General features: G+C 68.2%; 31 protein-coding genes. 22 read left to right on the top strand and 9 right to left on the bottom strand.

Going from position 1 to position 26,602, the window contains the following annotated elements; translation table 11 throughout:
* Positions 1-71: 71 nt before the first annotated feature.
* The 5 genes from ACW172_RS09975 to ACW172_RS09955 are packed head-to-tail and all read left to right on the top strand — an operon-like array spanning position 72 to position 3,768.
* Entirely contained in the window at positions 72-641 is a 570-nt protein-coding gene (locus ACW172_RS09975) for a hypothetical protein (protein WP_492034892.1), read from the top strand.
* A gap of 23 nt (positions 642-664) precedes the next feature.
* Positions 665-1,303: a hypothetical protein gene (locus tag ACW172_RS09970; RefSeq protein ID WP_492034891.1), complete on the top strand. Its 639-nt coding sequence runs from the start codon at positions 665-667 to the stop codon at positions 1,301-1,303.
* Complete coding sequence (locus tag ACW172_RS09965) at positions 1,303-1,605, top strand: winged helix-turn-helix domain-containing protein (RefSeq protein WP_492034890.1); 303 nt, start codon at positions 1,303-1,305, stop codon at positions 1,603-1,605. The genes ACW172_RS09970 and ACW172_RS09965 overlap by 1 nt, the downstream gene beginning before the upstream one ends.
* A gap of 19 nt (positions 1,606-1,624) precedes the next feature.
* Complete coding sequence (locus ACW172_RS09960) at positions 1,625-2,407, top strand: tyrosine-protein phosphatase (protein ID WP_492034889.1); 783 nt, start codon at positions 1,625-1,627, stop codon at positions 2,405-2,407.
* On the top strand, positions 2,404-3,768 hold the full coding sequence (locus tag ACW172_RS09955; RefSeq protein WP_492034888.1) for an anthranilate synthase component I family protein: 1,365 nt from the start codon (positions 2,404-2,406) through the stop codon (positions 3,766-3,768). The genes ACW172_RS09960 and ACW172_RS09955 overlap by 4 nt, the downstream gene beginning before the upstream one ends.
* On the opposite strand, the gene ACW172_RS09950 is transcribed toward ACW172_RS09955, so the two are convergent.
* The 3 genes from ACW172_RS09950 to ACW172_RS09940 are packed head-to-tail and all read right to left on the bottom strand — an operon-like array spanning position 3,769 to position 5,296.
* Complete coding sequence (locus ACW172_RS09950; RefSeq protein WP_492034887.1) at positions 3,769-4,335, bottom strand: TadE/TadG family type IV pilus assembly protein; 567 nt, start codon at positions 4,333-4,335, stop codon at positions 3,769-3,771.
* The gene (locus ACW172_RS09945; RefSeq protein WP_492034886.1) at positions 4,332-4,874 is read right to left on the bottom strand and encodes a TadE/TadG family type IV pilus assembly protein; all 543 of its coding nucleotides are present in this window, start codon (positions 4,872-4,874) and stop codon (positions 4,332-4,334) included. Before ACW172_RS09945 ends, ACW172_RS09950 begins: the two co-directional genes overlap by 4 nt.
* Before the next feature lie 5 nt (positions 4,875-4,879).
* Positions 4,880-5,296, bottom strand: a complete 417-nt coding sequence (locus ACW172_RS09940; protein WP_492034885.1) for a pilus assembly protein N-terminal domain-containing protein — start codon at positions 5,294-5,296, stop codon at positions 4,880-4,882.
* A gap of 270 nt (positions 5,297-5,566) precedes the next feature.
* Here ACW172_RS09940 and ACW172_RS09935 point away from each other — a divergent pair, with 270 nt between their 5' ends.
* The 11 genes from ACW172_RS09935 (at position 5,567) to ACW172_RS09885 (ending at position 15,893) form a co-directional block, all read left to right on the top strand.
* On the top strand, positions 5,567-5,743 hold the full coding sequence (locus ACW172_RS09935; protein WP_492034884.1) for a Flp family type IVb pilin: 177 nt from the start codon (positions 5,567-5,569) through the stop codon (positions 5,741-5,743).
* Positions 5,744-6,029: 286 nt separating this feature from the next.
* Positions 6,030-6,206: a Flp family type IVb pilin gene (locus ACW172_RS09930; RefSeq protein ID WP_492034884.1), complete on the top strand. Its 177-nt coding sequence runs from the start codon at positions 6,030-6,032 to the stop codon at positions 6,204-6,206.
* Between the two features lie 132 nt (positions 6,207-6,338).
* On the top strand, positions 6,339-6,515 hold the full coding sequence (locus tag ACW172_RS09925) for a Flp family type IVb pilin (protein WP_492034883.1): 177 nt from the start codon (positions 6,339-6,341) through the stop codon (positions 6,513-6,515).
* 58 nt (positions 6,516-6,573) lie between these two features.
* Positions 6,574-7,086 carry an A24 family peptidase gene (locus ACW172_RS09920; protein WP_492034882.1) on the top strand — a complete coding sequence of 171 codons (513 nt, stop codon included), beginning with the start codon at positions 6,574-6,576 and terminating at the stop codon, positions 7,084-7,086.
* A gap of 156 nt (positions 7,087-7,242) precedes the next feature.
* Positions 7,243-8,193: a Flp pilus assembly protein CpaB gene (cpaB, locus tag ACW172_RS09915; RefSeq protein WP_492034881.1), complete on the top strand. Its 951-nt coding sequence runs from the start codon at positions 7,243-7,245 to the stop codon at positions 8,191-8,193.
* A gap of 8 nt (positions 8,194-8,201) precedes the next feature.
* Positions 8,202-10,055, top strand: coding sequence for a type II and III secretion system protein family protein (locus ACW172_RS09910; protein WP_492034880.1), 1,854 nt, complete (start codon positions 8,202-8,204; stop codon positions 10,053-10,055).
* A 7-nt stretch (positions 10,056-10,062) separates the two neighbouring features.
* Positions 10,063-10,746 (top strand): CpaD family pilus assembly protein, encoded by a 684-nt coding sequence (locus ACW172_RS09905; RefSeq protein WP_492034879.1) that lies wholly within the window; start codon positions 10,063-10,065, stop codon positions 10,744-10,746.
* A 7-nt stretch (positions 10,747-10,753) separates the two neighbouring features.
* Positions 10,754-12,277, top strand: a complete 1,524-nt coding sequence (locus ACW172_RS09900) for a CpaE/TadZ family protein (RefSeq protein WP_492034878.1) — start codon at positions 10,754-10,756, stop codon at positions 12,275-12,277.
* Between the two features lie 57 nt (positions 12,278-12,334).
* Positions 12,335-13,921, top strand: coding sequence for a TadA family conjugal transfer-associated ATPase (locus ACW172_RS09895; protein ID WP_492034877.1), 1,587 nt, complete (start codon positions 12,335-12,337; stop codon positions 13,919-13,921).
* A gap of 10 nt (positions 13,922-13,931) precedes the next feature.
* Positions 13,932-14,912 carry a type II secretion system F family protein gene (locus tag ACW172_RS09890; RefSeq protein ID WP_492034876.1) on the top strand — a complete coding sequence of 327 codons (981 nt, stop codon included), beginning with the start codon at positions 13,932-13,934 and terminating at the stop codon, positions 14,910-14,912.
* A 12-nt stretch (positions 14,913-14,924) separates the two neighbouring features.
* Positions 14,925-15,893, top strand: coding sequence for a type II secretion system F family protein (locus ACW172_RS09885; RefSeq protein ID WP_492034875.1), 969 nt, complete (start codon positions 14,925-14,927; stop codon positions 15,891-15,893).
* A gap of 19 nt (positions 15,894-15,912) precedes the next feature.
* On the opposite strand, the gene ACW172_RS09880 is transcribed toward ACW172_RS09885, so the two are convergent.
* Genes ACW172_RS09880 through ACW172_RS09870 form a run of 3 tightly spaced genes read right to left on the bottom strand, consistent with a single transcriptional unit; the run spans position 15,913 to position 18,093 of the window.
* On the bottom strand, positions 15,913-16,359 hold the full coding sequence (locus ACW172_RS09880; protein ID WP_492034874.1) for an SRPBCC domain-containing protein: 447 nt from the start codon (positions 16,357-16,359) through the stop codon (positions 15,913-15,915).
* Positions 16,360-16,413: 54 nt separating this feature from the next.
* Entirely contained in the window at positions 16,414-17,709 is a 1,296-nt protein-coding gene (locus ACW172_RS09875) for an MFS transporter (RefSeq protein WP_492034968.1), read from the bottom strand.
* 12 nt (positions 17,710-17,721) lie between these two features.
* A complete protein-coding gene (locus ACW172_RS09870) occupies positions 17,722-18,093 on the bottom strand; it encodes a hypothetical protein (RefSeq protein ID WP_492034873.1) in 372 nt (123 codons plus the stop codon).
* A 94-nt stretch (positions 18,094-18,187) separates the two neighbouring features.
* On the opposite strand from ACW172_RS09870, the gene ACW172_RS09865 reads away from it, so the two are divergent.
* From ACW172_RS09865 to pdeM, 5 genes are read left to right on the top strand one after another with little or no spacing between them, the layout of a single operon-like run.
* Positions 18,188-19,522: an amidohydrolase gene (locus ACW172_RS09865; protein ID WP_492034872.1), complete on the top strand. Its 1,335-nt coding sequence runs from the start codon at positions 18,188-18,190 to the stop codon at positions 19,520-19,522.
* A gap of 38 nt (positions 19,523-19,560) precedes the next feature.
* Complete coding sequence (locus ACW172_RS09860; protein WP_492034871.1) at positions 19,561-19,902, top strand: RidA family protein; 342 nt, start codon at positions 19,561-19,563, stop codon at positions 19,900-19,902.
* Positions 19,899-20,108 carry a hypothetical protein gene (locus ACW172_RS09855; protein ID WP_492034870.1) on the top strand — a complete coding sequence of 70 codons (210 nt, stop codon included), beginning with the start codon at positions 19,899-19,901 and terminating at the stop codon, positions 20,106-20,108. The genes ACW172_RS09860 and ACW172_RS09855 overlap by 4 nt, the downstream gene beginning before the upstream one ends.
* A gap of 33 nt (positions 20,109-20,141) precedes the next feature.
* On the top strand, positions 20,142-22,823 hold the full coding sequence (locus ACW172_RS09850; RefSeq protein ID WP_492034869.1) for a ligase-associated DNA damage response DEXH box helicase: 2,682 nt from the start codon (positions 20,142-20,144) through the stop codon (positions 22,821-22,823).
* A 29-nt stretch (positions 22,824-22,852) separates the two neighbouring features.
* On the top strand, positions 22,853-23,566 hold the full coding sequence (gene pdeM, locus ACW172_RS09845; RefSeq protein ID WP_492034868.1) for a ligase-associated DNA damage response endonuclease PdeM: 714 nt from the start codon (positions 22,853-22,855) through the stop codon (positions 23,564-23,566).
* Here pdeM and ACW172_RS09840 read toward each other — a convergent pair.
* Complete coding sequence (locus ACW172_RS09840; RefSeq protein WP_492034867.1) at positions 23,563-24,384, bottom strand: ABC transporter permease; 822 nt, start codon at positions 24,382-24,384, stop codon at positions 23,563-23,565. The two genes, pdeM and ACW172_RS09840, sit on opposite strands and share 4 nt — an antisense overlap.
* A 371-nt stretch (positions 24,385-24,755) precedes the next feature.
* Between ACW172_RS09840 and gcrA the strand changes: the two genes are divergently transcribed.
* Entirely contained in the window at positions 24,756-25,292 is a 537-nt protein-coding gene (gene gcrA / locus ACW172_RS09835; protein ID WP_492034866.1) for a cell cycle sigma 70 cofactor GcrA, read from the top strand.
* Positions 25,293-25,476: 184 nt separating this feature from the next.
* On the opposite strand, the gene ACW172_RS09830 is transcribed toward gcrA, so the two are convergent.
* Together ACW172_RS09830 and ACW172_RS09825 are read right to left on the bottom strand one after the other, a co-directional pair.
* Positions 25,477-26,022 carry a dihydrofolate reductase family protein gene (locus ACW172_RS09830; RefSeq protein ID WP_492034865.1) on the bottom strand — a complete coding sequence of 182 codons (546 nt, stop codon included), beginning with the start codon at positions 26,020-26,022 and terminating at the stop codon, positions 25,477-25,479.
* Between the two features lie 96 nt (positions 26,023-26,118).
* The gene (locus ACW172_RS09825; RefSeq protein ID WP_492034864.1) at positions 26,119-26,586 is read right to left on the bottom strand and encodes a PTS sugar transporter subunit IIA; all 468 of its coding nucleotides are present in this window, start codon (positions 26,584-26,586) and stop codon (positions 26,119-26,121) included.
* Positions 26,587-26,602: the final 16 nt, after the last annotated feature.

The raw sequence follows: 26,602 nt of genomic DNA, 5'->3' as shown, positions 1-26,602 counted from the left end.
GATCGTGAAAAGCACTTTACATCCCAAAGTGAATGCCGTACCAAGCCCTCATCAACCGAGGGGGACATCCCGTGACCGCCACCGTCTATTCCGACCCGTCGTCCGCCGCCGAAGTCACACTGGCCGTCTGCGCCGGGCGTGTCATGACCCTGGCCGGCTCGGTCTTCGCCGCCGCCAACCTGTTCCAGTTCGGCGTCTACAGCGGCCTGCTGCACCTGCATCCGGCGACCCTGTCGCTGAGCTGGCCCATCGCTCTGGCGATCTTCTTCACAGGTCTCGCCCGGCTGCGCGCCGGCGGCGGCGCCAACGTCCGCCGGGTCGCTCTGTGGTCGCGCATGGCCATCGGCGCCCAGATCCTGATCGCCCTGGCCCTGCTGGGCGTCAGCCTCCTGCGTCACGACTTCACCTTCATGTACTGGACCTCGCCCGTGGGTCTGGTGATCTACGGCCTGGCCTGGATGACGGCGGCGGCGCGCGGCGGTCGCGGCTGGATGGTCGCCCCGTCGCTGGGCGCCTTCATCGCCGCCGGGGTGGTGATCGCCCTGCTGGGGACCGCCCCGGCCTACCTCGCCTATGCCTGCGGCCTCATCGCCTTCGTCCTCATCCCCGGCCTTTGGCTGATGCTGGGCCATAAGGCCTGAATCGCTCTAGAGAAGATCAGAACATGACCGACGATCTCGATACCCGCTCCACGGACATCGCCTGGATCCGCAGCCTGGCCGAGGAGGGCGCGAACGCCCCGCTCGGCGGCGGCCGTATCCTGATGGCCGCCGGGGTCATCTACGGCCTCGCCAGCCTGACCCAGTGGGCCGCCGTCACCGGCCTCGCCCCGTTCAGCGTGCGCCAGAGCAACTGGATCTGGCTGGCCGCCACCGCGGTCTTCCTGCTGCTGACCCTGCTCGACAAGATCTTCCTGTGCCCCTCCAGCGGGGTGAAGACCGCAGCCAACCGCGCCGCCCAGGCCGCCTGGGCCTGCGTCGGAACCGGCATCTTCGCGATCATCGCTTCCATGAGCGTCGTCGCCTGGAAGGTGGGACCGACCGGAGGCGTTCTGCTGGCCCTGCTGCCGTCGCTGATCATTGTCTTCTACGGCCTGGGCTGGGGCGTCTCGGCCGCCATGGTCCGGTCGGCGCGTCTGATGGGCCTGGCCATCGCCTCCTTCGTCTCGGCCGTCGTGCTGGCCGCCATGACCGGATCGGACGCCCAGTTCCTGGTCTACGCCCTCGCCCTCTTCCTGCTGATGGCCCTGCCCGGCTTCCTGCTTATGCGGGCCGCCGGCCCGACCCGCTTCAAGGGCGCCTGATGGCCGAGGATTTCGACATCGGCCGGATCGACGACGTCATCCACGGGCGAGTGCGGCTGGGAATCATGGCTGTGCTGGCCGGAGTGGACAGCGCCGACTTCAACACCCTGAAGGCCCGGCTCCAGACCACCGACGGCAACCTCTCCGTCCATCTGCGCAAGCTGGAAGAAGCCGGCTTCGTCGCGGTCGAGAAAAGCTTCCAGGGCCGCAAGCCCCTGACCCAGGCGAAGATGACCGAGGCGGGCCGCGCCGCCTTCCTCTCCTATCTGGACGCCATGGCCGGGCTGGTGCGCGACCGCTGACCGGCCCTATAGAGCGGGCATGAGCACCGATCGTCTGCGCCGCCTCGAGACCCTCGACAACCTCCGCGACTACGGCGACTACACCGTGGCGGGCGGCGGTCGCATCCGGTCGGGCCGGCTGATCCGCTCGGCGCATCAGTCGCGCATCAGCGATGCCGACCTGGCGGTGCTGGGTGAATACGGCTTCGGCACCATCGTCGACCTGCGCCGGCCGATCGAACGCTCGAAACAGCCCTCGCGCCGCTATGCCGGCTTCGACGGTCGGGTGATCGAGAACGACCTCGACGCCGTGGGCGAGGCCCCGCACATCACCTTCCTGAAGTCGGCCGACCTGACCCCGGATTCCGGCCGTCGCTTCATGACCGCCCTCTATGGCGAGATGCCCTTCGCCCCCTCGCACCTCGAGATCTTCGCCCAGTATTTCGAGGTTCTGGCCGAGAGCGACCGGCCGGTCCTGATCCACTGTGCGGCCGGCAAGGACCGCACCGGCATGCTGGCCGCCCTGACCCACCACCTGCTGGGCGTCAGCCGCGACGACCTCGTGGCGGATTATCTGCTGACCAATGTCGCCGTGGATCTGGAAGCCCGCGCGCCGGACATCGCCCTGCAGATGCAGAAATTCACCGGCCGCCTCGCCGCCCCGGACGCCGTCGTAGCCTTCATGGGGGTCGAAGCCGCCTATCTGGACGCCGCCTTCGCAGCCATCGACGCCCGCCACGGCTCGCTCGACGGCTATCTGGAACAGGCGCTCGGCGTCGACGCCGCCCGCCGCGACCGGATCGTGGAGCGGCTGATCGCATGACCTCTTCCGGGTCTACCGGGGATCGGCCCATTTTCGACCGGCCCGTTCAGACGCGGCGCTTCCTGCCCTGGGTCTCGCCCCTCGACGTCGCCGCAGGCGTCGCGCACCGCCCCGGCGCCCTGTGCCTGCTGTCCGACCCCATGGTTCCGGGCAGCCGCTCCTTCATCGCCGCCGACCCGGACCATGTCGGCGTCCTCGAACGGGCGCCCTGGGGCGAGCTGTTCACCCCGATGAAGACCATCGGCTGGCGCGGCGGCGGCGTGGTCGGCCTGGCCAGCTATGACGCCGGCGCCCGTGAAGCGACCGGATCTCGGCCCCAGGTCTGGCCCGACCTGATCATGGCCCGATATCCGGCCATCGCGGTGTTCGATCACGACACGCAAAGCCTGACTCTCGTCGGCTGGGGCCGCGACGGGCGCGAAGCGGGAGAGGCCTGCGACGACGCCCGGATCTGGTTCGATCTCGCCCGGTCGCCCGACCGGCCCGAACAGCCCGCGACCGTCTTCTCGCCCGACGCCCCGCCGCAAACCTATCGGGACGCCGTCGCCGAGGTCGTGGACCGCATCGCCGCCGGCGACCTGTTCCAGGCCAATATCGCGCGCGGCTGGAGCGGGGCGCTCGACGAGCAGGCCGATCCCTTCGACGTGTTCCTGAGGCTGACGCTGGCCCGCGACGATCAAGCGCGAATCGCCCCCTACGGCGCCTTCTGGCGCGTCGGCGATCGGGCCCTGGTGTCCAACTCGCCCGAGCTCTTCCTCGCGCTCGATGCCCATACCCGCCGGATCGAGACCCGACCGATCAAGGGCACCCGGCCGCGCCACCCCGACCCCGCCGTCGATGCCCTCCGCGCCGCCGAACTGCGCGCCAGCGCCAAGGACCGGGCCGAAAACCTGATGATCGTGGATCTGATGCGTAACGACCTCGCCCGCGTCTGCCGGCCGGGCTCGGTCGTCGTGGAGAAGCTGTTCGAGATCGAAAGCCATCCGACGGTCCACCACCTGGTCTCGACGGTCAGCGGGACGCTGGCGCCTGACCTCGGCCCGGCCCAGGTGCTGGAGGCGACCTTCCCGCCCGGCTCGATCACCGGCGCGCCCAAGCATCAGGCCATGAAGGTGATCGCCTCGCTGGAGCCGCCGCGCGGCCCCTGGTGCGGCTCCCTGTTCCTGATCGACGAGAACGACGACCTGACCGCCTCGGTCCTGATCCGCACGGCCGCGTTCGAGAAGATCGAGGGGCGCTGGACCTTCCGCACCCAGGCGGGCGCCGGCATCGTCGCCGACAGCGATCCGGAGGCCGAGCTTCAGGAAACCGAGGCCAAGATCAGCGCACTTAAACGCGCCCTTACGGGCACGAGCGCCTGATCAGCAGTCGCTGCAGCCGACCTTGTCCACGCGGCGCGGGCGTTCGTAGAAGACGCTCGAGAATTTGGTCACCGCCGGCATCAGATATTTGACCGGCGAGGCGTAGTCATAGGTGGTCTCGGCCATCACCGCGCTTTCGCCGTTGGCGATCATGTCGGTCGGCACCGTCACTGTGGCTCCGGCATTGTAGGCGGTGATGCCGCTGGCCCGACTCCAGTCGACCTTGGCCACGCCCTTGGAATCGCGCGTCACACTGGACACCCGCGCCGTCAGGGTCGAGGTCGAGAAGGGCTTCATGATGGTGCCGCCGATGGCCAGGACATCATCCAGCTCGTCCTTGGTGACCACATCCGTCTGGGCCACCAGGTCGGCGACGGCCGAGGCGCTGTGGGCCAGTCGCTTCTGGGACATGTATCCCTGACAGAACTCGGCCAGGCCGAAGTAGAAGGCGATCATCAGGGGAGCGATCAGGGCGAACTCAACCGCCGAGACGCCGCGCCGGTCGCCCGCCAGCCGGCTCAGAAAGCCCGCCGAACCCTTCGTCTTTATGCGCCGCGGAGCCGTCATTGGTTGTACGGCTCGTTGCGGAAGGTGGTCGTCGCCGTCAGCATGGACGAGCCGTTCCCCAGCTTGGACAGGGACTGGGCCATGAAGGGCGTGATCAGGGGCTGGGTGTACCAGACGCGGATCAGCATCAGGCTGCCCGGCTGGCCGGTCACATAGGTCAGGCCGGAACTGTCGAAGCTCTTGCCGTTGGCCAGGGGGTCCGGCGGGTTCACATTGCGGAACTGGGTGATCTCGCGCACATCGACCGTGGCCCGCGACGGGCAGTCGGCGCTGAAGATGCTCATGCGCGAGCACAGCGAGGTCTTGAACTGGGCCGCCGTCAGGCTGGAGTTGGCCGCCTGGCCGGTGCGGATCAGCCGCCCGGTCTCGATGGTGGCGTTCTCCAGGATGGAGTCCGTCACGAAGATCAGCCCGACCTCCATGATGGCGAACAGCATGAAGAAGAAGGGGAAGGCCACCATGGCGAACTCGACCGCCGACGAGCCGTCGCGCCTGCGACGGTCGCCACGGAGCGAGCGAAGGCGACGCAAGCCCTTCATGGCGATCAGGGGTTCGGGGTCGCCGCGGCGCCCTCGCCGGTCGAGCGGATGCTGGGCGAACAGGACGAGGCGCAGGCCATTTCGGTGACCTGGGCGCCGCGCCAGACGCGGACCGAGCCTGACTGGCCGCCGGTCACGACGATCTGGTTCTGGAACAGGACCCGGCCGATGGCGTCCACGGCGGTGACCTGGGTGGTGCCATAGCCCTTGCCGGTGACGAACAGGGTGTTGGCGTCCACCACCGTCGCATCGGCGATCTGGGGGTTGGCCACGATGACCGAGCTGATCGAGCCGCGCACCGAAACCCGCTGCATGGTGTCCACGGCCAGGTTCATCGGCGCCGACTGGGCGAGGGCGGCGCCGGCGGTCGCCAGGGCCATGACGGCGGCGACGGACGCGAGACGGCGGGGGGTGACGATCATGGCGATATATCCTGCGCGGCCCCGCGCGTGAGGCCGAGCGCGACCATGCCCGCGAAATCTCAACAAAGTCTGAAACAGCGGATGCGATTGAAACTTCCGGTTTCAAGTAAATATTCGCTAACTATATCATTCTACCTAAAGTCTGAATTCGTTTTACTTGCGTTTAACGGCCACGCGTTAGATTGATCTCGTGAATGGGGGATCCAGCGGGCGAAACCGGTGGTCCCACGGTGGATACCAAAACAGCTCGCTGCCAAAAGGAAGACAAGCATGACCAAGTTCATTTCGAAGTTCGCCAAAGACGAATCCGGCGCGACCGCCATCGAGTACGGCCTGATCGCCGCTCTGATCGCCGTCGTGATCATCTCGGCCGTCACCACGCTCGGCACGACGATTTCGTCGAAGTTCCAGGCGGTTACGACCGGCATGGGCGGCACCGGCGCCTAAGCCGCCCTCCCAAACACTTGAAACCGGCGAGGGCCGGGGCGGAAACGCCCCGGCCCTTTGCTTTGCGCGTCATACGGATCTGGCCGGCCCCGCCGCGCCTTCGATCGCGGATGCCGGCCCCGCCCTTCGGGAACTTTTTTACAGTAAACACGCAGGTAACCAATCCCGACGACGCACTCTTAACTGCTTGGGCGCATGTTGACCGTGCGTTTGGGGGTCAAGCGGGCGACCGGTCTCCCCCCATCGATCTGTTGCTCGCAAAACCGCTTTTCAAAGGGATATCACCATGACCAAGTTCATTTCGAAGTTCGCCAAGGACGAGTCGGGCGCCACCGCGATCGAGTACGGCCTGATCGCCGCCCTGATCGCCGTCGTGATCATCTCGGCTGTCACCACCCTCGGCACCACCATCTCCTCGAAGTTCCAGGCCGTGACGACCGGCATGGGCGGCACCGGCGCCTAAGCCGAGGCCTGAGGTCTTGAAACCGGCGAGGGCCGGGGCGGAAACGCCCCGGCCCTTTGCTTTTTCACCCGCATACACAAGCCGTTAAGCCGGACCACCCTAGTCTGCCTTGGTATTTCAGGGATTTTCGCCATGACCCGTTTCATCGCCCGCTTCGTCCAGGACGAGACCGGAGCCACGGCCATCGAATACGGGCTGATCGCCGCTCTGATCGCGGTCGTCATCATCTCGGCCGTCACCACCCTGGGCACGACCATCCGCACCAAATTCCAGGCGGTCACCACCGGCATGGGCGGCACCGGGGCCTGACCCCCTTCCGCAGACAAGCGAAACCCGGCCTTAACGCCAGATCGGGATAGTGGCCCTCATGGACACCGTGACCCTGCTCCTGCTCAGCATCCTGCCCTGCCTGACCATCGCGGCGGGCCTGCGGGACCTGACGACCATGACGATCCCGAACTGGATCTCGGGCCTGCTGATCCTCGGCTTCTTCCCGGCCGCCTTCATGGTCGGCCTGTCTCCCATGACGGTCCTCGCCCATTTCGGCGTCGCCGTGGCCGCCCTGTTTGTCGGCATGGGCCTGTTCGCCATGCGCGTCATCGGCGGCGGAGACGCCAAGCTGATGGCCGCCGTCTGCCTGTGGCTGGGCGTCACGGGCTCGGCCATGTTCATTCTCTGGACCGGCGTCGCGGGCGGGGTCTTCTGCCTGACCCTGATGTTCGCCCGCGCCCAGCTGCGCCCCTATGTCCACGGCGCGCCCGGCTGGGTCGACCATCTGCTCGAGCCCAAGGGCGACATCCCCTATGGCGTCGCCATCTGCGTCGGCGCCCTGATGGCCTTCCCCTCCAGCCTGCTCCTGACCACCTTCGCGGCCGGCTGAGCGCCCCGATCACGCAGGGCCGCCGGTACGCCGTCGGACAGTTTCGACGAAAACGCGCCATTTAGGCGCTCGTTAACAGGTGGCCTTCATTCTTCTTAACGGCGCGACCTCGGTGGGGACCGATTCCGTGTCGCCCGCTTGCGCCGGAGACCGTCGATGAAGCCCGCTCGTATCGCCGTCATCTGCATCGCCGCCGCCGCGGCGATCGGCCTGGCCTTCGTCGTGCGCGCCATGGGCTCGTCCGGCAAGCCGGTCGCCGTCGCCGCCGCCTCGGCGCCCGTCGAAGAGGCCAAACCCATGGCCAAGGTCCTGGTCGCCGCCCGCGATCTGGATCCCGGCAAGCGCCTGGAAGACGGCGACCTGACCTGGAAGGACTGGCCCGTCGACGAGGTCAATCCGGCCTTCATCACCGACGGCACGACCCCCATTCCCGCCCCGCCGACCGCCGGCCAGGCCAAGGCCGCCGCCGGAACCCTGGAAGGCGCGCCGGCCGCGGCGAACGCCAAGCCCAACAACGCCATCGCCGCCGTCGCCCGCGCCGCCAATGACGTCGCCACCGGCGGCGCCAAGGCCGACTACATCGGCTCGGTCGTGCGCGAACCCATTCTGGCCGGAGAGCCCATCGTCGCGCGCAAGATCGTCCGCGCCGGCGACAGCGGCTATCTGGCCGCCTATCTGGAGCCCGGTATGCGGGCCATGGCCATCCGGGTGACGGTCGAGACCGCCGCCGGCGGCTTCATCCTGCCCGGCGACCGGGTCGACGTCCTGCTGACGCGTCAGACCTCCCTGTCGAACCTCGACAACGCCGGTCAGGATTCCAAGTTCGCCTCGTCCACCGTCATGCGCAACATCAAGATCCTGGCCATCGACCAGACCACCCGCGCCGGCGACGACGAACAGGCCGTGGTCGGCGCCACGGCGACGCTTGAGGTCGGCCCCGCCGACGCCGAGGCCCTGGCGCTCGCCAAGTCCGAGGGTGAGCTGTCGCTGGTCCTTCGATCCTACGCCGATACCGCCGGACCGTCGGGCCGCGTCCAGGCCCCGCGTCAGTCCGCCGCCGTCCGCATCTTCCGCGGCGGCGCTCCCGAAGTGGTCGTGGTCCAATGAAGCGTCTCATGCCCCCCATCAAACAGCCCGCACGCCTGCTGGCGATCCTGGCCTCGGCCGGTCTGACCGCCCTCGCGCCGGTCGCCGCCTCGGCCCAGAACTTCGCCGCGCCCGCCGACGCCGGTGGCCGCTCCACGGTCCAGGTCGGCTCGACCCCGCGCCTGATCAACCTGCCGCGCGGCTCGTCGATGGCCATCGACCTGCCGACCGACGCCCATGACGCCATCGTCTCCAACCCGGCGGTCGCCGAGGCCCTGACCCACAGCTCGCGGCGCTACACCATCATCGGCGTGGCCCCGGGCCAGACGGACGCCGTCTTCCTGGACGCCGCCGGCCGCACCATCCTGTCGCTGCGCATCCGCGTCGACGCCGGCGTCTATGCCCTTCAGGACACCATCGACCGCGTCGCCCCGGGCTCCCAGGCCCATGCCGAGGCGCTCAACGACAGCATCGTCCTGACCGGCATGGTCACGAGCCCCGCCGAATCCGACCGCATCGTCCAGCTGGCCCGCGCCTTCGTCTCGGCGCCCGAGAAGGTCATCAACATGCTGACCGTCGCCGGCTCCGACCAGGTGACGCTGCGGGTCCGTGTCGCCGAGGTTCAGCGCAGCACCGCCAAACAGCTGGGTCTCTCGTCGGACGTGATCTTCAACTCCGGCTCCCAGTCGATCAGCTTCGGCCGCGCCAACACCTATGGCGTCAACGGCTCATCCCTGGGCGGCGGCGGCGCCTGCTACGGCCAGACCGGCGCCCGCACGACGAACTTCAGCAACCAGAGCGGCGCCTCGAGCTCCAGCTCCCTGAGCAACATCACGGGATCCACGACGACCGACCTGGGCACCTCGCTCACGACCTCGGACGGGCGAATCCTGACCTTCAACGACGCCACGCCCGGCACGCTGGTGGTCAGCAACGCCAACGGAACCACCGCGACCCTGTCCGGCGACGCCGCAGCCAACTATCTGCGCACGACCGTCACCAGCACCAGCAACCCCGCCAGCATCAACCAGCTGGGCAACGCCCTGTCGCAAGCCGCCGCCGACCCCGCAACGGCCTCGACCTCGGCGCTCAACAGCCTGGTGCGGACGGTGGTGGGCGCGGTCACCGGCAACACGATCACCAACACCCTCCAGAACGCCATCAGCTCGACCTACAGCACCGTCACCGGCAACAACGCCAGCGCCTGTATGCAGGCGTTCGAGCGGGTCGGCCTGATCCGCACCCTGGCCGAGCCGAACCTGACCTCGGTCAACGGTGAAAGCGCCACCTTCCTCGCCGGCGGCGAGTTCCCGGTTCCGACGGGCCGTGACAAGGACGGCGCCATCACCGTCGAATACAAGCCCTATGGCGTCAGCCTGGCCTTCCGCCCGGTGGTCCGTTCGGCGGGCAATATCTCGATGCAGGTGTCGGTCGAGGTCTCCGAACTGGCCAATGACGGCGGCCTGACGATCGGCGCCGGCACAGCCTCTTCGATCACCCTGCCGGGCCTGAAGGTGCGGCGCTCCCAGACCACGGTCGAACTGCCCAGCGGCGGCTCGATGATGATCGCGGGCATGCTGCAGGAAAACACCGCCCAGACGATCGATTCCCTGCCCGGCGTCACCAACCTGCCCGTCCTCGGCTCCCTCTTCCGTTCGCGCGACTTCCTGAGCGGCGAGACCGAACTGGTCGTGATCGTCGAGCCCTATATCGTCAGACCGACCACCCCCGGCCAGATGCAGACGCCCGCCGACGGCCTGAGGATCGCCACCGACATCCAGTCCAACCTGTTCGGCCAGCTGAACCAGGCCTACGGCACCCCGGCGCCGACCCCCGCCAACGGCGCGGGATGGCAGGGCCCGGTCGGCTATGTGATCGAGTGAGGCGCAGATGAACCGTTTCCATCTCACGACCGCCGCCCTGGCGCTGGCTCTTCCCCTGACCCTGTCCGCCTGCATGGGCGGTCCGGCGGGCGGGACGGGCCCGACGCCGTTGAACCCGACCTCGCGCTTCACCCTTCAGGTCGAGCCCGACGTCGATCGCATCGCCCTGTCCGTGCATGAGGACGGGCTTTCGGCCAACCAGCAGAACGCCCTCGCCGCTGTCTCGAACCGCTTCGGCATCGCCGGCGCGACCGTTCTCCGGATCGAGGCCCCGTCGGGCGGCGACCCGGTCTCGGCGGATTTCGCCTGGCGGGTCAAGGCCGAGCTGGAAGCCCGCGGCGCGCCCGTCGGCGCGATCCAGGTCGTCGGCTACCAGGCTCCGGATCCCCGTGCGCCGGTGCTGGTCGGCTTCGAGACCGTCCGGGCCGCGGTGCCGCAATGCGGAACCTACTGGGGCAACCTCAGCCGGACCAACGGCAACAACGGCTCGGCCAATTTCGGTTGCGCCGTGACCGCCAATCTGGCGGCCCAGATCGCCGACCCGCGCGACATCGTCGCGCCGCGCGGCATGACCCCATCGGACAGCGGCCGTCGGTCCGTCGTCTTCGACAACTACCGCAAAGGCGAAGCCACCGCGGCCCCCCAGGAGGAACTCGTCGCGAATCGGCGGGTCTCGCAGGCGGTGAATTGATCCGATCATGAGTAACGCCTTCGCCCCCCGGAGCTACGAAGCCTTCGAGGACGAATTCGATCTCGACGCCGAATTCGCGCCTCAAGCAGGCGGCCCCGACGCGCGCGAGCCGCTGCAGTTCACCGCTCCGGCCGGCATGACCCCCATGCCGGCGCCGGCCGCGCCCGCCTATGCGCCCCAGGACGCGCCGGTCAGCGGCCAGATGCCCGTCGCCGCCTCCGGCTTCAATCCGGTCGGCGACATGATGGCCGACGCCATGTCGGCGCTCAGCCCGTCATCGATGGCCGCCGAAGTCTCCGTGCCGCGCATCGCCATCCACGTCTTCGCCGAGCGTCAGGACACCCTGGCCGCCGCCGAGCGCGCCGGTCAGGACCGCCGCCTGTCGCGCGCCACGACCCAGATCCGCGTCGGCGGCGTCCCCGCGGCCGTCGAGACCTACCACCACGAGCCCACCCCGCCCCTGATCATCGTCGAATGCCTGGCGGACCCCCACACCCTGCTCCAGCAGGTCGACAGCCTGGCCGAGGTCTGCGACGCCGGCACCAAGGTCGTGGTCGTCGGCGCGACCAACGACATCATCCTGTTCCGCGAGCTGATGCGCCGTGGCGTGTCGGAATATCTGGTCGCCCCGGTCCAGCCCCTGCAGCTGATCGCGGCCATCGGCGGCCTGTTCGCCGACCCGGCCCAGCCCTTCGTCGGCCGCTCGATCGCCTTCGTCGGCGCGCGCGGCGGCGCCGGCGCCTCCTCGGTCGCGCATAACACCGCCTATGCGATGTCCGAGCGGATCGGCGCCAACACCGTCATCGTCGACTATGACCTGCCCTTCGGCACCGCCGGCCTGGACTTCAACCAGGATCCGCTGAACGGGGTCGCCGACGCCCTGGGCCAGCCCGACCGCCTGGACGCCACCCTGCTGGACCGGATGATGGCCCGCGTCACCGACAAGCTGTCGCTGTTCGCCGCCCCCGCCACCCTCGACGTCGACTGGGATATCTCGCCCGACGCCTTCGAGGAGGTGACCAGCCGTATCCGCTCCACCGCCCCCTTCGTGGTGCTGGACCTGCCGCACCTGTGGTCCGGCTGGATGCGCAAGACGCTGATTTCGGCCGATGAAGTGGTGGTTGTCGCGACCCCCGACCTGGCCTCGCTTCGCAATGCGAAGAACATGATCGATCTGATCAAGTCGGGCCGTCCGAACGACGCCCCCCCGCGGCTGGTGCTCAACCAGGTCGGCGTGCCCGGCCGTCCGGAGATCCCGGCCAAGGATTTCGGCGCCGCTCTGGGCGTCCATCCCAGCCTGATCATCCCGTTTGATGCCAAACTGTTCGGCGCCGCCGCCAACAACGGCCAGATGATCATCGACTCGGGCGCCAAGACCAAGGCCGCCGAGGCCTTCCAGACCCTGGCCCAGATCGTCTCGCGCCGCGAACTGCCGCAGATCGCCGGTCCCAAGGGCAAACCCGCCGCCGCGTCTGCCTCGGCCAAGCCGGAGAGCAAGTCGCTCTTCGGCGCCATGTTCAAGAAGCGCTGATCCGCCGTGTTCGGTAAGCGCACAGGCCAGCCCGGACCCTCGGCCCCCTTGCAGCCCATGGGGCAACCCATGGCGCAGCCGGCTGAGGCCGCGCCCGCGTTCGGCGGCCAGCCGCAGCAGGGCGTCCAGACCCAGGCCTTCGCCTTCAACGCCGACGACGCGGCGCCCGCCCCGTCCGGCTTCGCCCAGACTCCGGGCGGCGCGCCCGCCACCCCGACCGGTCCCGACCGGCTCGACGCCCTGGCCGCGCGTCCCAAACCCGCCGCTCCGGCTCCCGCGCCCAAGACCTCGGGCGGCCCCGGCCCCCGGGCCACCGCCGGCTTCGAACAGCTGAAGAAGGCCCAGCCCGTCGCCGAGATCGTGCGCGAGCAGAGCGACTATTATCACGCCACGAAGACCACCATCTTCAATGCGTTGATGAACACCATCGACCTGTCCCAGCTGGCCCAGCTGGACACCAAGGCGGCGTCGGAAGAGATCCGCGACATCGTCGCCGAGCTGGTGGCGATCAAGAACGTCTCCATGTCGGTCGCCGAGCAGGAGCATCTGGTCCAGGACATCGTCAACGATGTCCTCGGCTACGGCCCGCTCGAGCCGCTGCTGATGCGCGACGACATCGCCGACATCATGGTCAACGGCGCCGGCCGGGTCTTCATCGAGGTCAACGGCAAGGTCCAGCTGACCAACGTCCGCTTCCGCGACAACACCCAACTGATGAACATCTGTCAGCGGATCGTGTCCCAGGTCGGCCGCCGCGTCGACGAAAGCTCCCCGATCTGTGACGCCCGCCTGCCCGACGGCAGCCGCGTCAACGTCATCGCCCCGCCTCTGGCCATCGACGGCGCGACCCTGACGATCCGGAAGTTCAAGAAAGACAAGCTGACGATGAAGAACCTGGTGGAGTACGCCTCCATCAGCCCGGAAGGGGCCCGCGTCCTGGGCGTCATCGGCGCCTGCCGCTGTAACGTCGTCATCTCCGGCGGTACGGGTTCGGGCAAGACCACGCTTCTGAACACCCTGACCGCCTTCATCGACCCCACCGAGCGCGTCATCACCTGCGAGGACGCCGCCGAGCTGCAGCTGCAGCAGCCGCACGTGGTTCGTCTGGAAACCCGGCCGCCGAACCTTGAGGGCCAGGGCGCCATCCACATGCGCGACCTGATCAAGAACTGCCTGCGGATGCGTCCCGAACGCATCATCGTCGGCGAGGTCCGCGGCCCCGAGGCCTTCGACCTGCTGCAGGCCATGAACACCGGCCACGACGGCTCGATGGGCACGCTGCACGCCAACTCCCCGCGCGAGGCCCTCGCCCGGATGGAATCGATGATCACCATGGGTGGCTATGGCCTGCCGTCCAAGACCATCCGCGAGATGATCACCGGCTCGGTCGACGTCATCGTCCAGGCCGCCCGCCTGCGCGACGGCTCGCGCCGCATCACCCACATCACCGAGGTGGTCGGTCTGGAAGGCGACGTCATCGTCACCCAGGACCTCTTCGTCTACGAAATCACCGGCGAGGATGAGCACGGCAAGGTCGTCGGCCGTCACCGCTCAACCGGCATCGCCCGCCCGCGCTTCTGGGACCGCGCCCGTTACTACGGCCTGGAACGCGAGCTGGCCGAAGCCCTCGACGCGGCGGAGTAGAGTTCACGCCATGCTGCCCATTCTCGCCGCCATCCTCGCCTTCGTGACCATCGGCGGTCTCGGCTGGGCGCTCGTCGGCGGCGACGATTCCTCCACCGCCGCCCTGAAGCGCGCGCAAGGACTGGGTCAACGCAGCCCGGCCAACGCCAAGAAGCTGGCCGCAGCCGCCGCCAGCAACACCCCCGAGGCGCGCCGCAAGCAGATCGTCGATCAGCTGAAAGAGGCCGACCGCAAGGAACGCAAGGCCCGAATGACCATGGCGGCCAAGCTCAAGCACGCCGGCCTGACCCTGAACATCAAGACCTTCTGGATCATCAGCGCTGTGCTGGGCGTCTTCGGCCTGCTGCTGCCGCTGCTGCTCGGCGCCAATATCTTCATCGCCCTGGGCGCCGCCGTCATCCTCGGCGCCGGCCTGCCGCGCTGGGTCGTGGGCTTCATCGGCAAGGGCCGGATGAAGAAGTTCTCGGGCGAGTTCGCCAACGCCGTCGATGTCATCGTGCGCGGCATCAAGTCGGGCCTGCCGGTCCACGAGTGCTTCAAGATCATCGCCCGCGAGAGCCCTGCCCCGCTGGGCCCGGAGTTCCAGACCCTGGTCGAGGGCATGGGCGTCGGCCTGACCCTGCCACAGGCCCTGGACAAGATGTACGAGCGGATGCCGACCTCGGAGCTGCGCTTCTTCTCCATCGTCATCGCCATCCAGCAGAAGACCGGCGGCAATCTGGCCGAAGCCCTGTCCAACCTGACCACCGTGCTGCGCGCCCGCCGGATGATGGCCGAAAAGATCAAGGCCCTGTCCTCCGAAGCCATGGCCTCGGCGGGCATCATCGGCTCCCTGCCCCCCGTGGTCATGGGCCTCGTCTTCATCACCACCCCCGCCTACATCATGCTGCTGTTCACCGACCCGCGCGGTCAGGTGATGCTGCTGGGCGCGGGGCTCTGGATGTCCGCCGGCGTCTTCGTGATGAAGAAGATGATCGCGTTCAAGTTCTAGGCGGGAAAGATCATGGTCGCCTTCCTCACCAACCCGCAGAACCTGCTCTCCATCCTCGTGGGGGTGCTGGCCTTCGCCACCCTCTTCACCCTGCTCTCCTCCTTCGGCGGCGGGGCCAAGCTCGAGAACCGGATGAACGCCGTCGCCGTGCGCCGCGACGAGCTGAAGCGCCGCTCGCGTCAGGCCATGGCCAAGGACAGCGGCCTGCGTCACACCGACGCCGGCTTCCACAAGGACGTGGTCGAGAAGCTGAACCTGGCCAAGATGCTGGAAGACCCCAAGGTCATCGAAAAGCTGGCCCAGGCCGGCTATCGCGGACCCAAGCCGCTCAACCGCTTCTACTTCTTCCGCTTCGCCTCGCCCTTCATCTTCTTCGCCTTCGTCGGCTTCTACCTGTTCATCTTCAACGACTTCGGCCTGCCCCTGATGGCGCGAGTGACGGCGACGATGGCGGCGGCGGTGATCGGCTTCTATGCGCCGAACATCTATCTCTCCAACATGATCGCCAAGCGCCAGCAGTCGATCATGCAGGCCTTCCCCGACGCCCTCGACCTGCTGCTGATCTGCGTGGAATCCGGCATGTCGATCGAGGGCGCCATCCAGAAGGTCTCACAGGAGATCGGCGGCTCCTCCATCGAACTGGCCGAGGAGCTGTCGCTGCTCTCGGCCGAGCTCTCCTACCTGCCAGAACGCCGTCAGGCCTATGAGGGGCTGGCCAAGCGCACCAACCACGCCGGGGTCAAGGCGGTCACCACCTCCATGGTCCAGGCCGAACAGTACGGCACGCCCCTGGGCGCCGCGCTGCGCACCATGGCCAAGGAAAACCGCGACCTGCGTATGTCCGCCGCCGAGAAGAAGGCCGCCGCCCTGCCGGCCAAGCTGACCGTGCCGATGATCGTCTTCTTCCTGCCGGTGCTGTTCGTCGTGATCCTGGGTCCGGCGATCATCAATATCCAGGACACGATGGCGAAGAGCCACTAGGCGCTCGCCCGGAGGCGGCTCAGCCCGCCTCGACCGCCTCGGCCGCCGCCTTCAGGGCCTCGCCGACGCCGATATAGGCCTCCTTGATCGCCTTGCGGTGCTTGTCGTGGAAGAACTCGCCGCGGAAGCCCCCGAACCAGACGCCGTTGGCGACGATGCAGTTGCCGGGCACCAACTCCTCGATCTCGAAATAGCGCATGGCGTTGAACTGCCAGCCGCGCCGCTCGTGCCAGATCAGCTGGGCGTAGGGGCGCCAGTCGCCGACCTTGCCGATCACCTGCCGCTCGGGCATCCCCGGAATGGCCTCGGTCAGGCTGATCGAGCCGCCATAGCCGATGCGGCCCTCGGCGCCCGTCTCGATCGGGTTCCAGCTGCTCCAGGTCGCCAGATCGCCGACCAGGCTCCAGATCGTGTCCGAGGTGGCCTGCACCCCGATGCGGTTTTCGATGCGTGTCGAACTGTCCATTTCCGGTCTGTGGCACGACGGCCCGACGGAGGGAAGACGGGTCCGATGTCGCGTCTACCGATTGCCTTCCGGACCCGGCTGGGAGGCGGGCGGCTCGGACACCGCCTCGGCCCCGACCCCGGTCGAGACCGCCGCCGCCCTCAGCGCCGCGCTGGTCAGGCAGATCAGGAAGGCCAGAACAAGCAGCGCCGCATTGGCCGCGAACGGCCCGAACCCGGCCAGTTGATACAGCGCCACCCCGACCACCGGCGGGACCAGATAGCTGATCCCCGCGATGGACATCATCAGTCCCGCCACCGCCCCCTGCTCGGCCGGTCCGACTGCCAGGGAGGCGCCCGCCGTGAAGCCCGGCCGGGCGAAGCCGACGCCCATCGACACCACAGCATAGCCGACGACCACCCCATAGAAACCGGGCGCGAAGATGCTCAGCAGATTGCCCGCCAGCGCCATTCCCGCCCCCCAGCGCATCAGGGCGCGCGGCTCGAGCTTCAGCAGGGGGATCAGCCCCCACTGCACCATCAGGGTCGCGGCGGCCCCGGCGAACATGGCCGTGGCGATGAAGGGTTGGGCCTGCAGCGTGGTCAGTCCCGTTTTCGCCATCTCGTCGATGACGTGGAAGCCCAGCACCGAAATGTTGATCGCCTGGGCTCCCGTGACCAGCAGGCCGTAGATCAGGAAGTCCCGCACCCGGGCGTCCTTCCACAGACCCCTTCCGTCATGATCCTTCTGGCCCGTCGGCGAGGGGATGCGGGTCACGCCCCCGCTCGGCAGCTTGCGCGCCACCCAGACGAAGGCCGCGGCGGCGACGGCGGCGAAGACGTACATCGGCCCGGCCAGCCCCACGACCGGCAGGATCAGCAGGGGCGCCAGCGTCGGACCGATGACGGTGCCCAGCCCCTGCGCCGAGGCCAGCAGGGACATGGCCTGGGTCCGTTCCTCCGGCGCCGTGCGGTCGGCGACATAGGCCTGTGAGGCGATGGGGGCGGCCGAGCCGAACACGCCATAGATGGTTCGTCCCACCGCCATCAGGACGAAAGCCATCACCGGCCCCAGCCAGTGCTCCAGCCCCGAGGTGGCGGCCAGGCCGAACCCGGCCATGGAGGCGCTAAATCCCGCCATGCCGATCAGGATGACGCGCTTTCGCCCCAGCCGATCCGACAGCCGCGCCCAGACCGGCGAGGTCAGGGTCCACATCAGGGCCGAGATGGCGAAGACCCCGACGACCAGCGTATCGGCCAGATGAAACTGCCGCCCGATCGCCGGCAGCACCGCCTGCAGCGCCATATTCCCGGCCGAAGCGATCAGACTGACCGCGCACAGCATGATGAAGGCGGGGGACCGGGGCGGCATGGACACGGCCGCCTAGCTCCCGATCAGGGTGAGGTCAGGTCTTGTCCGCCGTCCGTCATTCAGCCCCAGCCGCGCCTTGACCTCCAGCAGGTCGGCGCCGACCGGGACGATCAGCAGGGCCTTGGGATTGGCGGCGTTGACGGCGATGACCGCGTTCTTGGGGCAGACGTCGAAACAGTCGGTGTGTTTGACGGTCAGCTCGGCCTTGCGCCCCTTGCCGGCCTTCGCGCTCTTGGGCGGCTTGAGATAGCGCTTCAGCGCCTTCTTCAGCGACTGGTCGCCCTCGGGCCCGAAGCCGCCGTCCAGCTTCTTCGAGCATTTCTTGCAGACGAGGACGACGTCCTTCCACTGCGTCTTTGCGACCTGAATGGGTTTGTCAGCCATGCTCCGGAGATCGCTGACTCGCGAGACGGACGCAAGCGCCTTGCGCATCGCGTCGCCGAAGCTTCATGATCGGCCGTCCCTCCCGGAGAAGCTCATGACCCGCCTGAAATCCCGCCTGACGTCGTTCGCCCTGACCTCGGCGCTGGCTCTGGCAGCGGGGGCGGTTCAGGCCCAGACGGCGGCGCCGGACACCCTTTCCGCCGACGTCGCGGCGGCCACGGCGGAGATCAACCCCAGCGTCATCGAATGGCGCCGCCACCTGCACCAGAACCCCGAACTGGGCTTCGCCGAGGTCAATACCGCCGCCTATATCGCCGAACACCTGAGGGCCATGGGGCTGGAGGTCCGCACGGGCGTCGGCAAGACCGGGGTGATCGCCGTCCTGCGCGGCGGCCTGCCGGGCAATCACGTCGTCGCCCTGCGCTCGGACATGGACGCCCTGCCGGTGCAGGAGGCGACGGGCGAGCCCTTCGCCTCGACCGCCACCGGGACCTATATGGGCCAGACCGTGCCCGTCGCCCACGCCTGCGGCCACGACGCCCATATGGCCATGCTGCTGGGCGCCGCCGAGGTCCTGTCGAAGATGAAGGACCGTATTCCGGGGACCGTCGTCTTCATCTTCCAGCCCGCCGAGGAGGGTGCCCCTCCCGGAGAACCGCTGGGCGGCGCGGCCCTGATGATCAAGGAGGGCGCGCTCGACAATCCGAAGGTCGAGGCCATCTTCGGCATCCACGTCGTGCCCGGAAAGACCGGGACCCTGTTCTACCGACCGCAGGGCTTCATGGCGGCGTCGGACCGCATCGACATCGTCCTGCACGGCAAACAGACCCACGGCGCCTGGCCCTGGCGCGGCGTCGACGTCATCGCGGCGACCAGCCAGGTGGTGGAGACCATCAACACCCTGACCGCCCGGACCCTGGACCCGACCGTCCATCCGACCGTCTTCACGATTTCCACGATCAACGCCGGGGTCCGCTACAACATCATTCCGGACCAGTCGACGCTGTCGGGGACGCTGCGCACCTTCGACATCGCTTCGCGCGACGATCTGGTGAAACGGGCCGAGGCCGCCATCGACCATGTCGCCGGCATCTATGGCGCGACCGCCGACTTCTCGATCCGCCAGAACGCCGCCCTGACCTATAACGACCCGGCCCTGTCGACCTGGCTGGCCCCGGTGCTGGAGGAGGCGGCGGGCGCCGGAAACGTCAATCCGGCCAGCCCCCCGACCACGGTCGCCGAGGACTTCTCCTACTTCCAGGGCCAGATCCCGGGCGTCTTCTACCACCTCGGCGGCACCAAGGTCGGCGAGGACCCGGCCACCGCCGCCCCCAACCACTCGCCCGGCTTCGACGTCGACGAAAGCGTCCTGCCCGTCGGCGTTCGCGCCCACGTCATGACCGCCATCCGGTTCCTGCAGCGGCCATAGTGCGTTAGAGGCGGGGCCAAACCTTCAGGAGCCCCGCCATGATCACCCATCTCGAACCCGGCGCCCGCATGAGCGAGGCCGTGATCCACGGCGACACCATCTATCTCGCCGGTCAGGTCGGCGAACCCGGCGAGGACGTCGTCGCCCAGACGAAGACCTGCCTGTTCGAGATCGAACGCCTGCTGGACCTCGCCGGGTCGGACAAGTCGAAAATCCTGATGGCCACGATCTGGCTGGCCGACATCGCCGATTTCGCCGCCATGAACAGCGTCTGGGACGCCTGGGTCGACCCCGCCAACCCGCCGGCCCGCGCCACCTCGGAAGCCAAGCTGGCCTCGCCCGACTATCTGGTCGAGATCGTCGTGACGGCGGCCAAATGAGTGACAGCGAACTCGAACGCTTCAAGGCCCAGCGGGTCACCGCCCTCTTCCGCCTCGACCTGATCGAGAAGGGCGCCCAGATCAACTACGAGGACGGCACGCCCGTCGACATGGCCTCCGAGAAGGCCCGCCTCCAGGAGGTCGTCGCCGACATGGACCGCCGCATCGCCTGGCTCGAGGCGAAGTCTCCCGACAAGCCCCACTAGGGAAACGGAACGGGAACATGCTATAGGTCCCGGGTGACGCCGACCGCCGCGACATTGCCGCCCCTGTTCGCCGACTGGTTCGCGCAGCGTGGCTGGTCCCTGCGCCGACATCAGGCCGAGATGATCGCGGCGGGCGTCGCCGGACAGCACGCCCTGCTGGTCGCCCCGACCGGCGGCGGCAAGACCCTGGCCGGCTTCCTGCCCAGCCTGATCCAACTGGCCGAGCGCGGGCCGCGTCCGGCCATTGGTCCGGGCTCAGGCATCCACACCATCTACATCTCGCCGCTCAAGGCCCTGACCACCGACGTCGAGCGCAACCTGATGACGCCCATCCGCGAGATCGGGCTGAACATCCATGTCGAGAGCCGCACCGGTGACACCAAACAATCCAAGAAGCAGCGCCAGCGCGACTTCCCGCCCGACATCCTGCTGACCACCCCGGAGCAGCTGGCCCTGTTCTGCGCCTGGGACGGGGCGCGGGCGTATTTCGCCGACCTCAAATGCATCGTCCTCGACGAGGTCCACGCCATCTGGAGCGGCAAGCGCGGCGACCTGCTGGCGCTCGGGATCGCGCGGCTCCAGCAATTCGCTCCGGGAATGCGGCGCGTGGCCCTCAGCGCGACCATCGACGATCCCGATTTGATTAGAGATTGGCTCCGCCCTCACTTCCCTTCTCCCCTTGCGGGAGAAGGTGCCCCGGAGGGGCGGATGAGGGGTCACACCGATCTGTCCGGTGACGAACCAGTCGCTGACTTTTCAGGACAGCACGACCCCTCATCCGTCTCGCTTCGCGAGCCACCTTCTCCCGCAAGGGGAGAAGGACCCGATGATGTCGTGTTGGTTCGTGGCGACCCCGGCGCCCCCCCCGTCGTCGACGTGCTGGTCTCCGAGGGTCACGTCCCCTGGGCCGGCCACACCGGCCAGCACGCCATCCCCGAGGTCTACGACGCCATCAAGCGCTCGGGCATGACCCTGATCTTCGTCAACACCCGCTGGCAGTCGGAGTTCGTGTTCCAGCAGCTGTGGGAGATCAACGACGACAATCTGCCCATCGGCCTGCACCACGGCTCGCTGGCCGCCGAGCAGCGCCGCAAGGTCGAGGCGGCGATGGCGCGGGGCGACCTGCGCGCCGTGGTCTGCACCTCGACGCTCGATCTCGGCATCGACTGGGGCGACGTCGATCTGGTCATCCAGCTGGCCGCCCCCAAGGGGGCATCGCGCCTCGTCCAGCGCATCGGCCGCGCCAACCACCGGCTGGACGAGCCGTCGCGCGCCCTGATGGTGCCCGCCAGCCGGTTCGAGATGCTGGAGTGTCAGGCCGCGCGCGAGGCCGTCGCCGAGAACGCCTTCGACTGGGAGCCACACCACACCGGCACCCTCGACACCCTGGCCCAGCACATCATGGGTCTGGCCTGTTCCGAGCCCTTCCGGCTGGAAGACCTGCACGAGGAAATCAGATCCTGCGGCCCCTATGCCGACCTGCCGTATGAGCAGTTCGAGGAGGTCGTCGATTTCGTCGCCACCGGCGGCTATGCGCTCCGCTCCTATGACCGCTTCGCCCGGATCGTGAAGGACCGCGAGGGCCGCTGGAAGGTCAGGAACGCCGACACCGCCCAGCGCCACCGCATGAACGTCGGGGCCATCGTCGCGGCCGGGACGCTGAACGTCCGCATCGCTTCGCGCCGCGGCGCCGGGGCGACCAGACAGCTGGTCGGGGGCCGCAAGGTCGGCGAGGCCGAGGAGTGGTATTTCGAACAGCTGACGCCCGGCGACACCTTCCTGTTCGCCGGCCAGATCTGGGCCTTCCAGGGCATCTCGGGCACCGACGCCCTCGTCACCCACGCCCAGGACAAGGACCCCAAGATCCCGTCCTGGGGCGGGTCGAAATTCCCGATGTCGACCTCTCTGGCCGACCGGGTCCGCAACCTGATCCAGAACCGCGACCACTGGCGCGTCCTGCCGCCCGACGTGCAGGAATGGCTGGAGTTGCAGGAGGCGAAGTCGGCCATTCCGACAGCGGACCAGATGCTGATCGAGACCTTCCAGCGCGGCAATCGCCACTTCATGGTCGCCTATCCGTTCGAGGGCGGCCTCGCTCACAACACCCTGGCCATGCTGCTGACCCGGCGGCTCGATCGCGCCGGCGTCGGGCCGCTCGGCTTCGTCTGCACCGACTATTCGATCGCCATCTGGTCGATCAAGCCGATGACCTCGACCGCCGACGGCGGCGACCTCGACTACGACGACCTGTTCCAGCCCGACATGCTGGGCGACGATCTGGAGAGCTGGCTGGAGGAGAGCTTCATGATGAAACGCACCTTCCGCAACTGCGCACTCATTTCCGGCCTGATCGAGCGTCGCCAGCCGGGGCAGGAGAAGACGGGGCGTCAGGTCACCTTCTCGACCGACCTGATCTACGACGTCCTGCGCCGCCACCAGCCCGATCACCTTCTGCTGCGCACCGCCCGGGCCGATGCGGCGGCGGGCCTGCTGGATGTGGCGCGACTGGGTCAGTTGCTGACGCGCATCTCGGGTCAGATCCGCACGAAGGCGCTGGAGCGTCCCTCGCCCTTCTCCGTTCCGGTTCTGGTGGTCATCGGCCGCGAGCGGGTCGGCGGGGGCGACGCGGCCGACATGATCCTGAAGGAATCCGCCGAGGCCCTGATCGCCGAGGTCATGGACGACGCCCCGCCTGAGCTACAGGGGGCGGCGTGACGGCGGCGGCAAGAGTCGAGGAGTGGCGAATGGTTCTGGCGCCGAGGCGGAGCGGATGCGGCGGACTGGCGGTGCGGATCGCCGGCGAGCGCTGCGTGCTGCGCTGTTCGGGCGCCATGCATGTGGTCGAGCACGACGTCCTGATCGTCGCCGACCTGCATCTGGAGAAGGGTTCGGCCTTCGCCGTGCGCGGCCAGATGCTGCCCCCCTATGACAGCGCCGCCACCCTCGCCCGGCTGGAAGCCGAGATCGCTGCGCTGAACCCCGGCCGGGTCGTCCTCCTGGGCGACAGCTTCCACGACCGCCGCTCCATTCCGCGCATGGCCGACAGCGACCGCGAGACGCTGGAGCGGATGGCCTTCGGCCGCGACTGGCTGTGGCTGGAGGGCAATCACGACCGGGAGGCGTTGGGGGCGGATCTGGACCGCCTGCCCGGCTCGGTCATCGAGACCCTGAACCTCGGCGCCCTACGACTGGTGCACGAACCCATGCCGGGCGATCAGCCGGGCGAGGTGGCGGGACACCTTCACCCCTCGGCCCGGGTCGCCGCCTATGGCCGGGGCGTGAGGAAGCCCTGCTTCATCACCGACGGCCGCCGCATCATCCTGCCGGCCTTCGGCGCCTTCACCGGCGGGCTGAATGTGCGCGATCCGGCCATCGCGAGCCTGTTCTCGACCCCGCCTCTGGCCGCCGTCCCCGGCAAGGATCAGGTCCACGCCATCGCGTGGCCCAATCTGCTCTAGCTCTTCAGGCGCCAGCCCGAGCGGAACACCAGCCAGTTGGCGACGGCCATCACCACCGTCAGGACGGCGGTCATCACCACCCCGATCCACAGACTGCCCTCGGCATGGCCGATGAAGCCCGAGCGGAAGCCGTCGATCAGATAGAAGAAGGGGTTGAAGTGGCTGATGGTCGCGAACGGCCCCGGCAGGTTCTGGACCAGATAGAAGGCGCCCGACAGGAAGGTCATGGGCATGACCACGAAGTTCTGGACCGCCGCCAGCTGGTCGAACTTCTCGGACCACAGCCCGGCCAGAACCCCGACCATCCCCATCAGCAGGGAGGCGATCAGGCCGAAGTAGACGATGGCCAGGACGTTGGTCACGCCCATCTTCGCGAACGGCAGGACACAGACGGCGGTGACCAGACCCACGGCGATGCCGCGCGTCGCGGCGCCGAGCGAGAAGCCGATGGTCAGCTCCAGCGGGCTGAGCGGCGGGGTCAGGAAGTCGGTCGAGGTGCCCATGATCTTGGCCTGGATCAGGCTGGACGAGGCGTTTGCGAAGGCGTTGTTCAGGATCGCCATCATGATCAGGCCTGGCGCCACGAACTCGGCGAAGGGGGTGCCGTCGATCGGCGGCCGCGACCCCTTCAGGGCCACGACGAAGACCAGCATGTACAGAAGCGTGGTCACCACCGGCGCCGCCACCGTCTGGGCCCCGACCTTCCAGAAGCGCCGCACCTCACGCAGGTACAGGGTCTGAACCCCCACCCAGTTGACCCCGTCATAGCGGCGGGGCGTCGGCAGTCCGGAGGGGCGGGTGGAGGCGAGATCGGTCATGAGGCGGGAAATGCGCCTTCAGGAGCGGTTTCGCAATGTCCTCACCAAGCAAAGCTTGGGGAGGTGGCGCGGCGCTCCTTCAGCGCCGTGAACGGAGGGGGTTCTTGCTTCCTTGCCTCGGCCAGACCGCATCCGCTCCCGGCAAAGAAACCCCTCCACCACCCGCGAAAACGCGGGCGGTTCCCCTCCCCACGGCTGCGCCGTGGTGAGGAACGCCCACATAACACCGATTCAACATCTGGTTTCTGTGGACGGACTGATTCGCACATCTTGCGTCTGTTAACCGCTCGTTTACGATTGGTGGTAGGTAGCGGGCTCTGGAGGAGGGGTTCGCCACTACATATTGAATCCTGATCCCCCCGGAGGGCGAGATGACCGCAGGCTGGACCGAAGATCGCGTAGGCGCGCTGAAGAAGCTCTGGCTGGAAGGCCAGTCGGCGAGCCAGATCGCCAAACAGCTGGGTGGCGGCGTCACCCGCAACGCCGTGATCGGCAAGGTGCACCGTCTGGGCCTGTCGGGCCGCGCGACCCCGTCGCAGCCGGCGCGCACCACCACCACCGCCTTCCGCCCGGCCAAGACCCGGACGACCCCGCCCAAGCAGGACTACGGCCAGCCTTCGGCCCCGCGTCGGATCGAGGCCGTTCAGCCGCGCCCCGTCGCCGCCCCGGTCGCGCCGACGCCCCTGCCCGCCATTGTCGAACAGCCCGGCACCGCCACGGTCCTGACGCTGGGCGCCCATATGTGCAAATGGCCGATCGGCGACCCGTCCTCGCGTGAGTTCAGCTTCTGCGGCCGTCGCGCCTCGGAAGGCGTCTACTGCGTCGAACACGCCCGCGTCGCCTACCAGCCCGCCGTCAAGAAGAACGGCGCCGGCGAACTGACCCGCTCGCTGCGTCGCTACATCTAAGCGGGGCGCGCTAGCGCTCGTGACGCGGTCACTCGCTGCTTGAGCGCGAGGGCCGCGTTATTGCTTTTGAATGCTCCGCCGGCTTCCGGCGGACACATATCCACCCCGCGCACGGCTCCCCAGTCAGCGCGGGCTCTGGGCGGGGCTGCGGTTATCCGGGTTGACGCAGCCCCATCGCCCCCTTTCAGGCGGGCGCATAGGTCAACAGGACCACATCATCCCCGACCAGCTCGCTCGACACGAGATCCAGCGGCGGCGGCGATTGCGTGAAGAAGAGCACCCCCTTCGCCCCGAGACTGGGGCCCGCCACCACCGGATGCAGATAGATCCGGTATTCGTCGATCATGTCCGGCGCCATCAGCTGGTTCGCCAGACCGGGGCCGGCGATTTCAATCTCGCCCTCCAGCCGGTCCTTCAGCCCGCGCATCGCCGCCCCGAGGTCGCCTTCGACCAGGGTCGCATTGGGTCCGACTTCCTTCAGCGTGCGGGACACGACCCATTTCGGCGTCGCTCTCCAGGCCTCGGCATACTCCCGCTCCGGAGCGTCCCAGCCCTCCTGGTCCTCGTCCCAGTAGCGCATGATCTCGTACATCCGCCCGCCGTAGACGCTCGCCGTCACCCCGCGCATATGGTCGATGAAATGCCGGAACAGCGTCGGACCGGGCCCGAAGGCGTCGTGGTTCACATAGCCGTCGAGCGACTGGTTCAACCCGTAGACAAGCTTCGCCATCGCGACCTCCGTGGGAAACGGAGTTCTACCATCGGTAGGGACCTGACGCAGCCCCGTGCGGCCTGCGGCCTCAGGCGGGCGTCCTGACCTGCCGCCTCAAGCCGCGGTGGCGGGGACGTTGTCGGTGACGAACAGGGCGTGAGCGGCGTCGACCGTATGGGCCCGGCGCAGGCTTTCGCGCAGCTCGGGCGAACGCATGGCGCGCGACACGGCGGCCAGGGCGCGCAGATGGTCGGCGCCGTCACGCGGCGGAGCGAACAGGGCGAACATCAGATCGACGGGGCGATCGTCGACCGAGCCATAGGCCACAGGCGTATCCAGACGCACGAAGACGCCGAAGACGCGCGCCAGACCGTCGATCCGGGCATGCGGAACCGCCACGCCCGAGCCGAGGCCGGTGGCGCCCAGGGCCTCGCGTTCCAGCAGGGCGTCCATGACGCGCGCGGAATCCAGCCCCATGGCCGAGGCGGCGGTTTCGGCGACGACCTGAAGAGCCTGCCGTTTCGAAGACGCGCCGCTGCGCAGGACGATCCCGTCCTCCGCCAGCAATTCAGCGATGTCCATAAACTATCCCCGACTC

It is taken from the genome of Brevundimonas sp. ALps5, from assembly GCF_058681645.1.
This window is presented reverse-complemented; position numbering and strand designations above follow the sequence as displayed.

Bases quoted from the DNA above. Each gene is read 5' to 3' on its own strand.
- ACW172_RS09970 (WP_492034891.1), top strand. From the start codon at position 665: ATGACCGACGATCTCGATACCCGCTCCACGGACATCGCCTGGATCCGC.
- ACW172_RS09965 (WP_492034890.1), top strand. From the start codon at position 1,303: ATGGCCGAGGATTTCGACATCGGCCGGATCGACGACGTCATCCACGGG.
- ACW172_RS09960 (WP_492034889.1), top strand. From the start codon at position 1,625: ATGAGCACCGATCGTCTGCGCCGCCTCGAGACCCTCGACAACCTCCGC.
- ACW172_RS09955 (WP_492034888.1), top strand. From the start codon at position 2,404: ATGACCTCTTCCGGGTCTACCGGGGATCGGCCCATTTTCGACCGGCCC.
- ACW172_RS09950 (WP_492034887.1), bottom strand. From the start codon at position 4,335: ATGACGGCTCCGCGGCGCATAAAGACGAAGGGTTCGGCGGGCTTTCTG.
- ACW172_RS09945 (WP_492034886.1), bottom strand. From the start codon at position 4,874: ATGAAGGGCTTGCGTCGCCTTCGCTCGCTCCGTGGCGACCGTCGCAGG.
- ACW172_RS09940 (WP_492034885.1), bottom strand. From the start codon at position 5,296: ATGATCGTCACCCCCCGCCGTCTCGCGTCCGTCGCCGCCGTCATGGCC.
- ACW172_RS09935 (WP_492034884.1), top strand. From the start codon at position 5,567: ATGACCAAGTTCATTTCGAAGTTCGCCAAAGACGAATCCGGCGCGACC.
- ACW172_RS09930 (WP_492034884.1), top strand. From the start codon at position 6,030: ATGACCAAGTTCATTTCGAAGTTCGCCAAGGACGAGTCGGGCGCCACC.
- ACW172_RS09925 (WP_492034883.1), top strand. From the start codon at position 6,339: ATGACCCGTTTCATCGCCCGCTTCGTCCAGGACGAGACCGGAGCCACG.
- ACW172_RS09920 (WP_492034882.1), top strand. From the start codon at position 6,574: ATGGACACCGTGACCCTGCTCCTGCTCAGCATCCTGCCCTGCCTGACC.
- cpaB (WP_492034881.1), top strand. From the start codon at position 7,243: ATGAAGCCCGCTCGTATCGCCGTCATCTGCATCGCCGCCGCCGCGGCG.
- ACW172_RS09910 (WP_492034880.1), top strand. From the start codon at position 8,202: ATGCCCCCCATCAAACAGCCCGCACGCCTGCTGGCGATCCTGGCCTCG.
- ACW172_RS09905 (WP_492034879.1), top strand. From the start codon at position 10,063: ATGAACCGTTTCCATCTCACGACCGCCGCCCTGGCGCTGGCTCTTCCC.
- ACW172_RS09900 (WP_492034878.1), top strand. From the start codon at position 10,754: ATGAGTAACGCCTTCGCCCCCCGGAGCTACGAAGCCTTCGAGGACGAA.
- ACW172_RS09895 (WP_492034877.1), top strand. From the start codon at position 12,335: ATGGGGCAACCCATGGCGCAGCCGGCTGAGGCCGCGCCCGCGTTCGGC.
- ACW172_RS09890 (WP_492034876.1), top strand. From the start codon at position 13,932: ATGCTGCCCATTCTCGCCGCCATCCTCGCCTTCGTGACCATCGGCGGT.
- ACW172_RS09885 (WP_492034875.1), top strand. From the start codon at position 14,925: ATGGTCGCCTTCCTCACCAACCCGCAGAACCTGCTCTCCATCCTCGTG.
- ACW172_RS09880 (WP_492034874.1), bottom strand. From the start codon at position 16,359: ATGGACAGTTCGACACGCATCGAAAACCGCATCGGGGTGCAGGCCACC.
- ACW172_RS09875 (WP_492034968.1), bottom strand. From the start codon at position 17,709: ATGCCGCCCCGGTCCCCCGCCTTCATCATGCTGTGCGCGGTCAGTCTG.
- ACW172_RS09870 (WP_492034873.1), bottom strand. From the start codon at position 18,093: ATGGCTGACAAACCCATTCAGGTCGCAAAGACGCAGTGGAAGGACGTC.
- ACW172_RS09865 (WP_492034872.1), top strand. From the start codon at position 18,188: ATGACCCGCCTGAAATCCCGCCTGACGTCGTTCGCCCTGACCTCGGCG.
- ACW172_RS09860 (WP_492034871.1), top strand. From the start codon at position 19,561: ATGATCACCCATCTCGAACCCGGCGCCCGCATGAGCGAGGCCGTGATC.
- ACW172_RS09855 (WP_492034870.1), top strand. From the start codon at position 19,899: ATGAGTGACAGCGAACTCGAACGCTTCAAGGCCCAGCGGGTCACCGCC.
- pdeM (WP_492034868.1), top strand. From the start codon at position 22,853: ATGGTTCTGGCGCCGAGGCGGAGCGGATGCGGCGGACTGGCGGTGCGG.
- ACW172_RS09840 (WP_492034867.1), bottom strand. From the start codon at position 24,384: ATGACCGATCTCGCCTCCACCCGCCCCTCCGGACTGCCGACGCCCCGC.
- gcrA (WP_492034866.1), top strand. From the start codon at position 24,756: ATGACCGCAGGCTGGACCGAAGATCGCGTAGGCGCGCTGAAGAAGCTC.
- ACW172_RS09830 (WP_492034865.1), bottom strand. From the start codon at position 26,022: ATGGCGAAGCTTGTCTACGGGTTGAACCAGTCGCTCGACGGCTATGTG.
- ACW172_RS09825 (WP_492034864.1), bottom strand. From the start codon at position 26,586: ATGGACATCGCTGAATTGCTGGCGGAGGACGGGATCGTCCTGCGCAGC.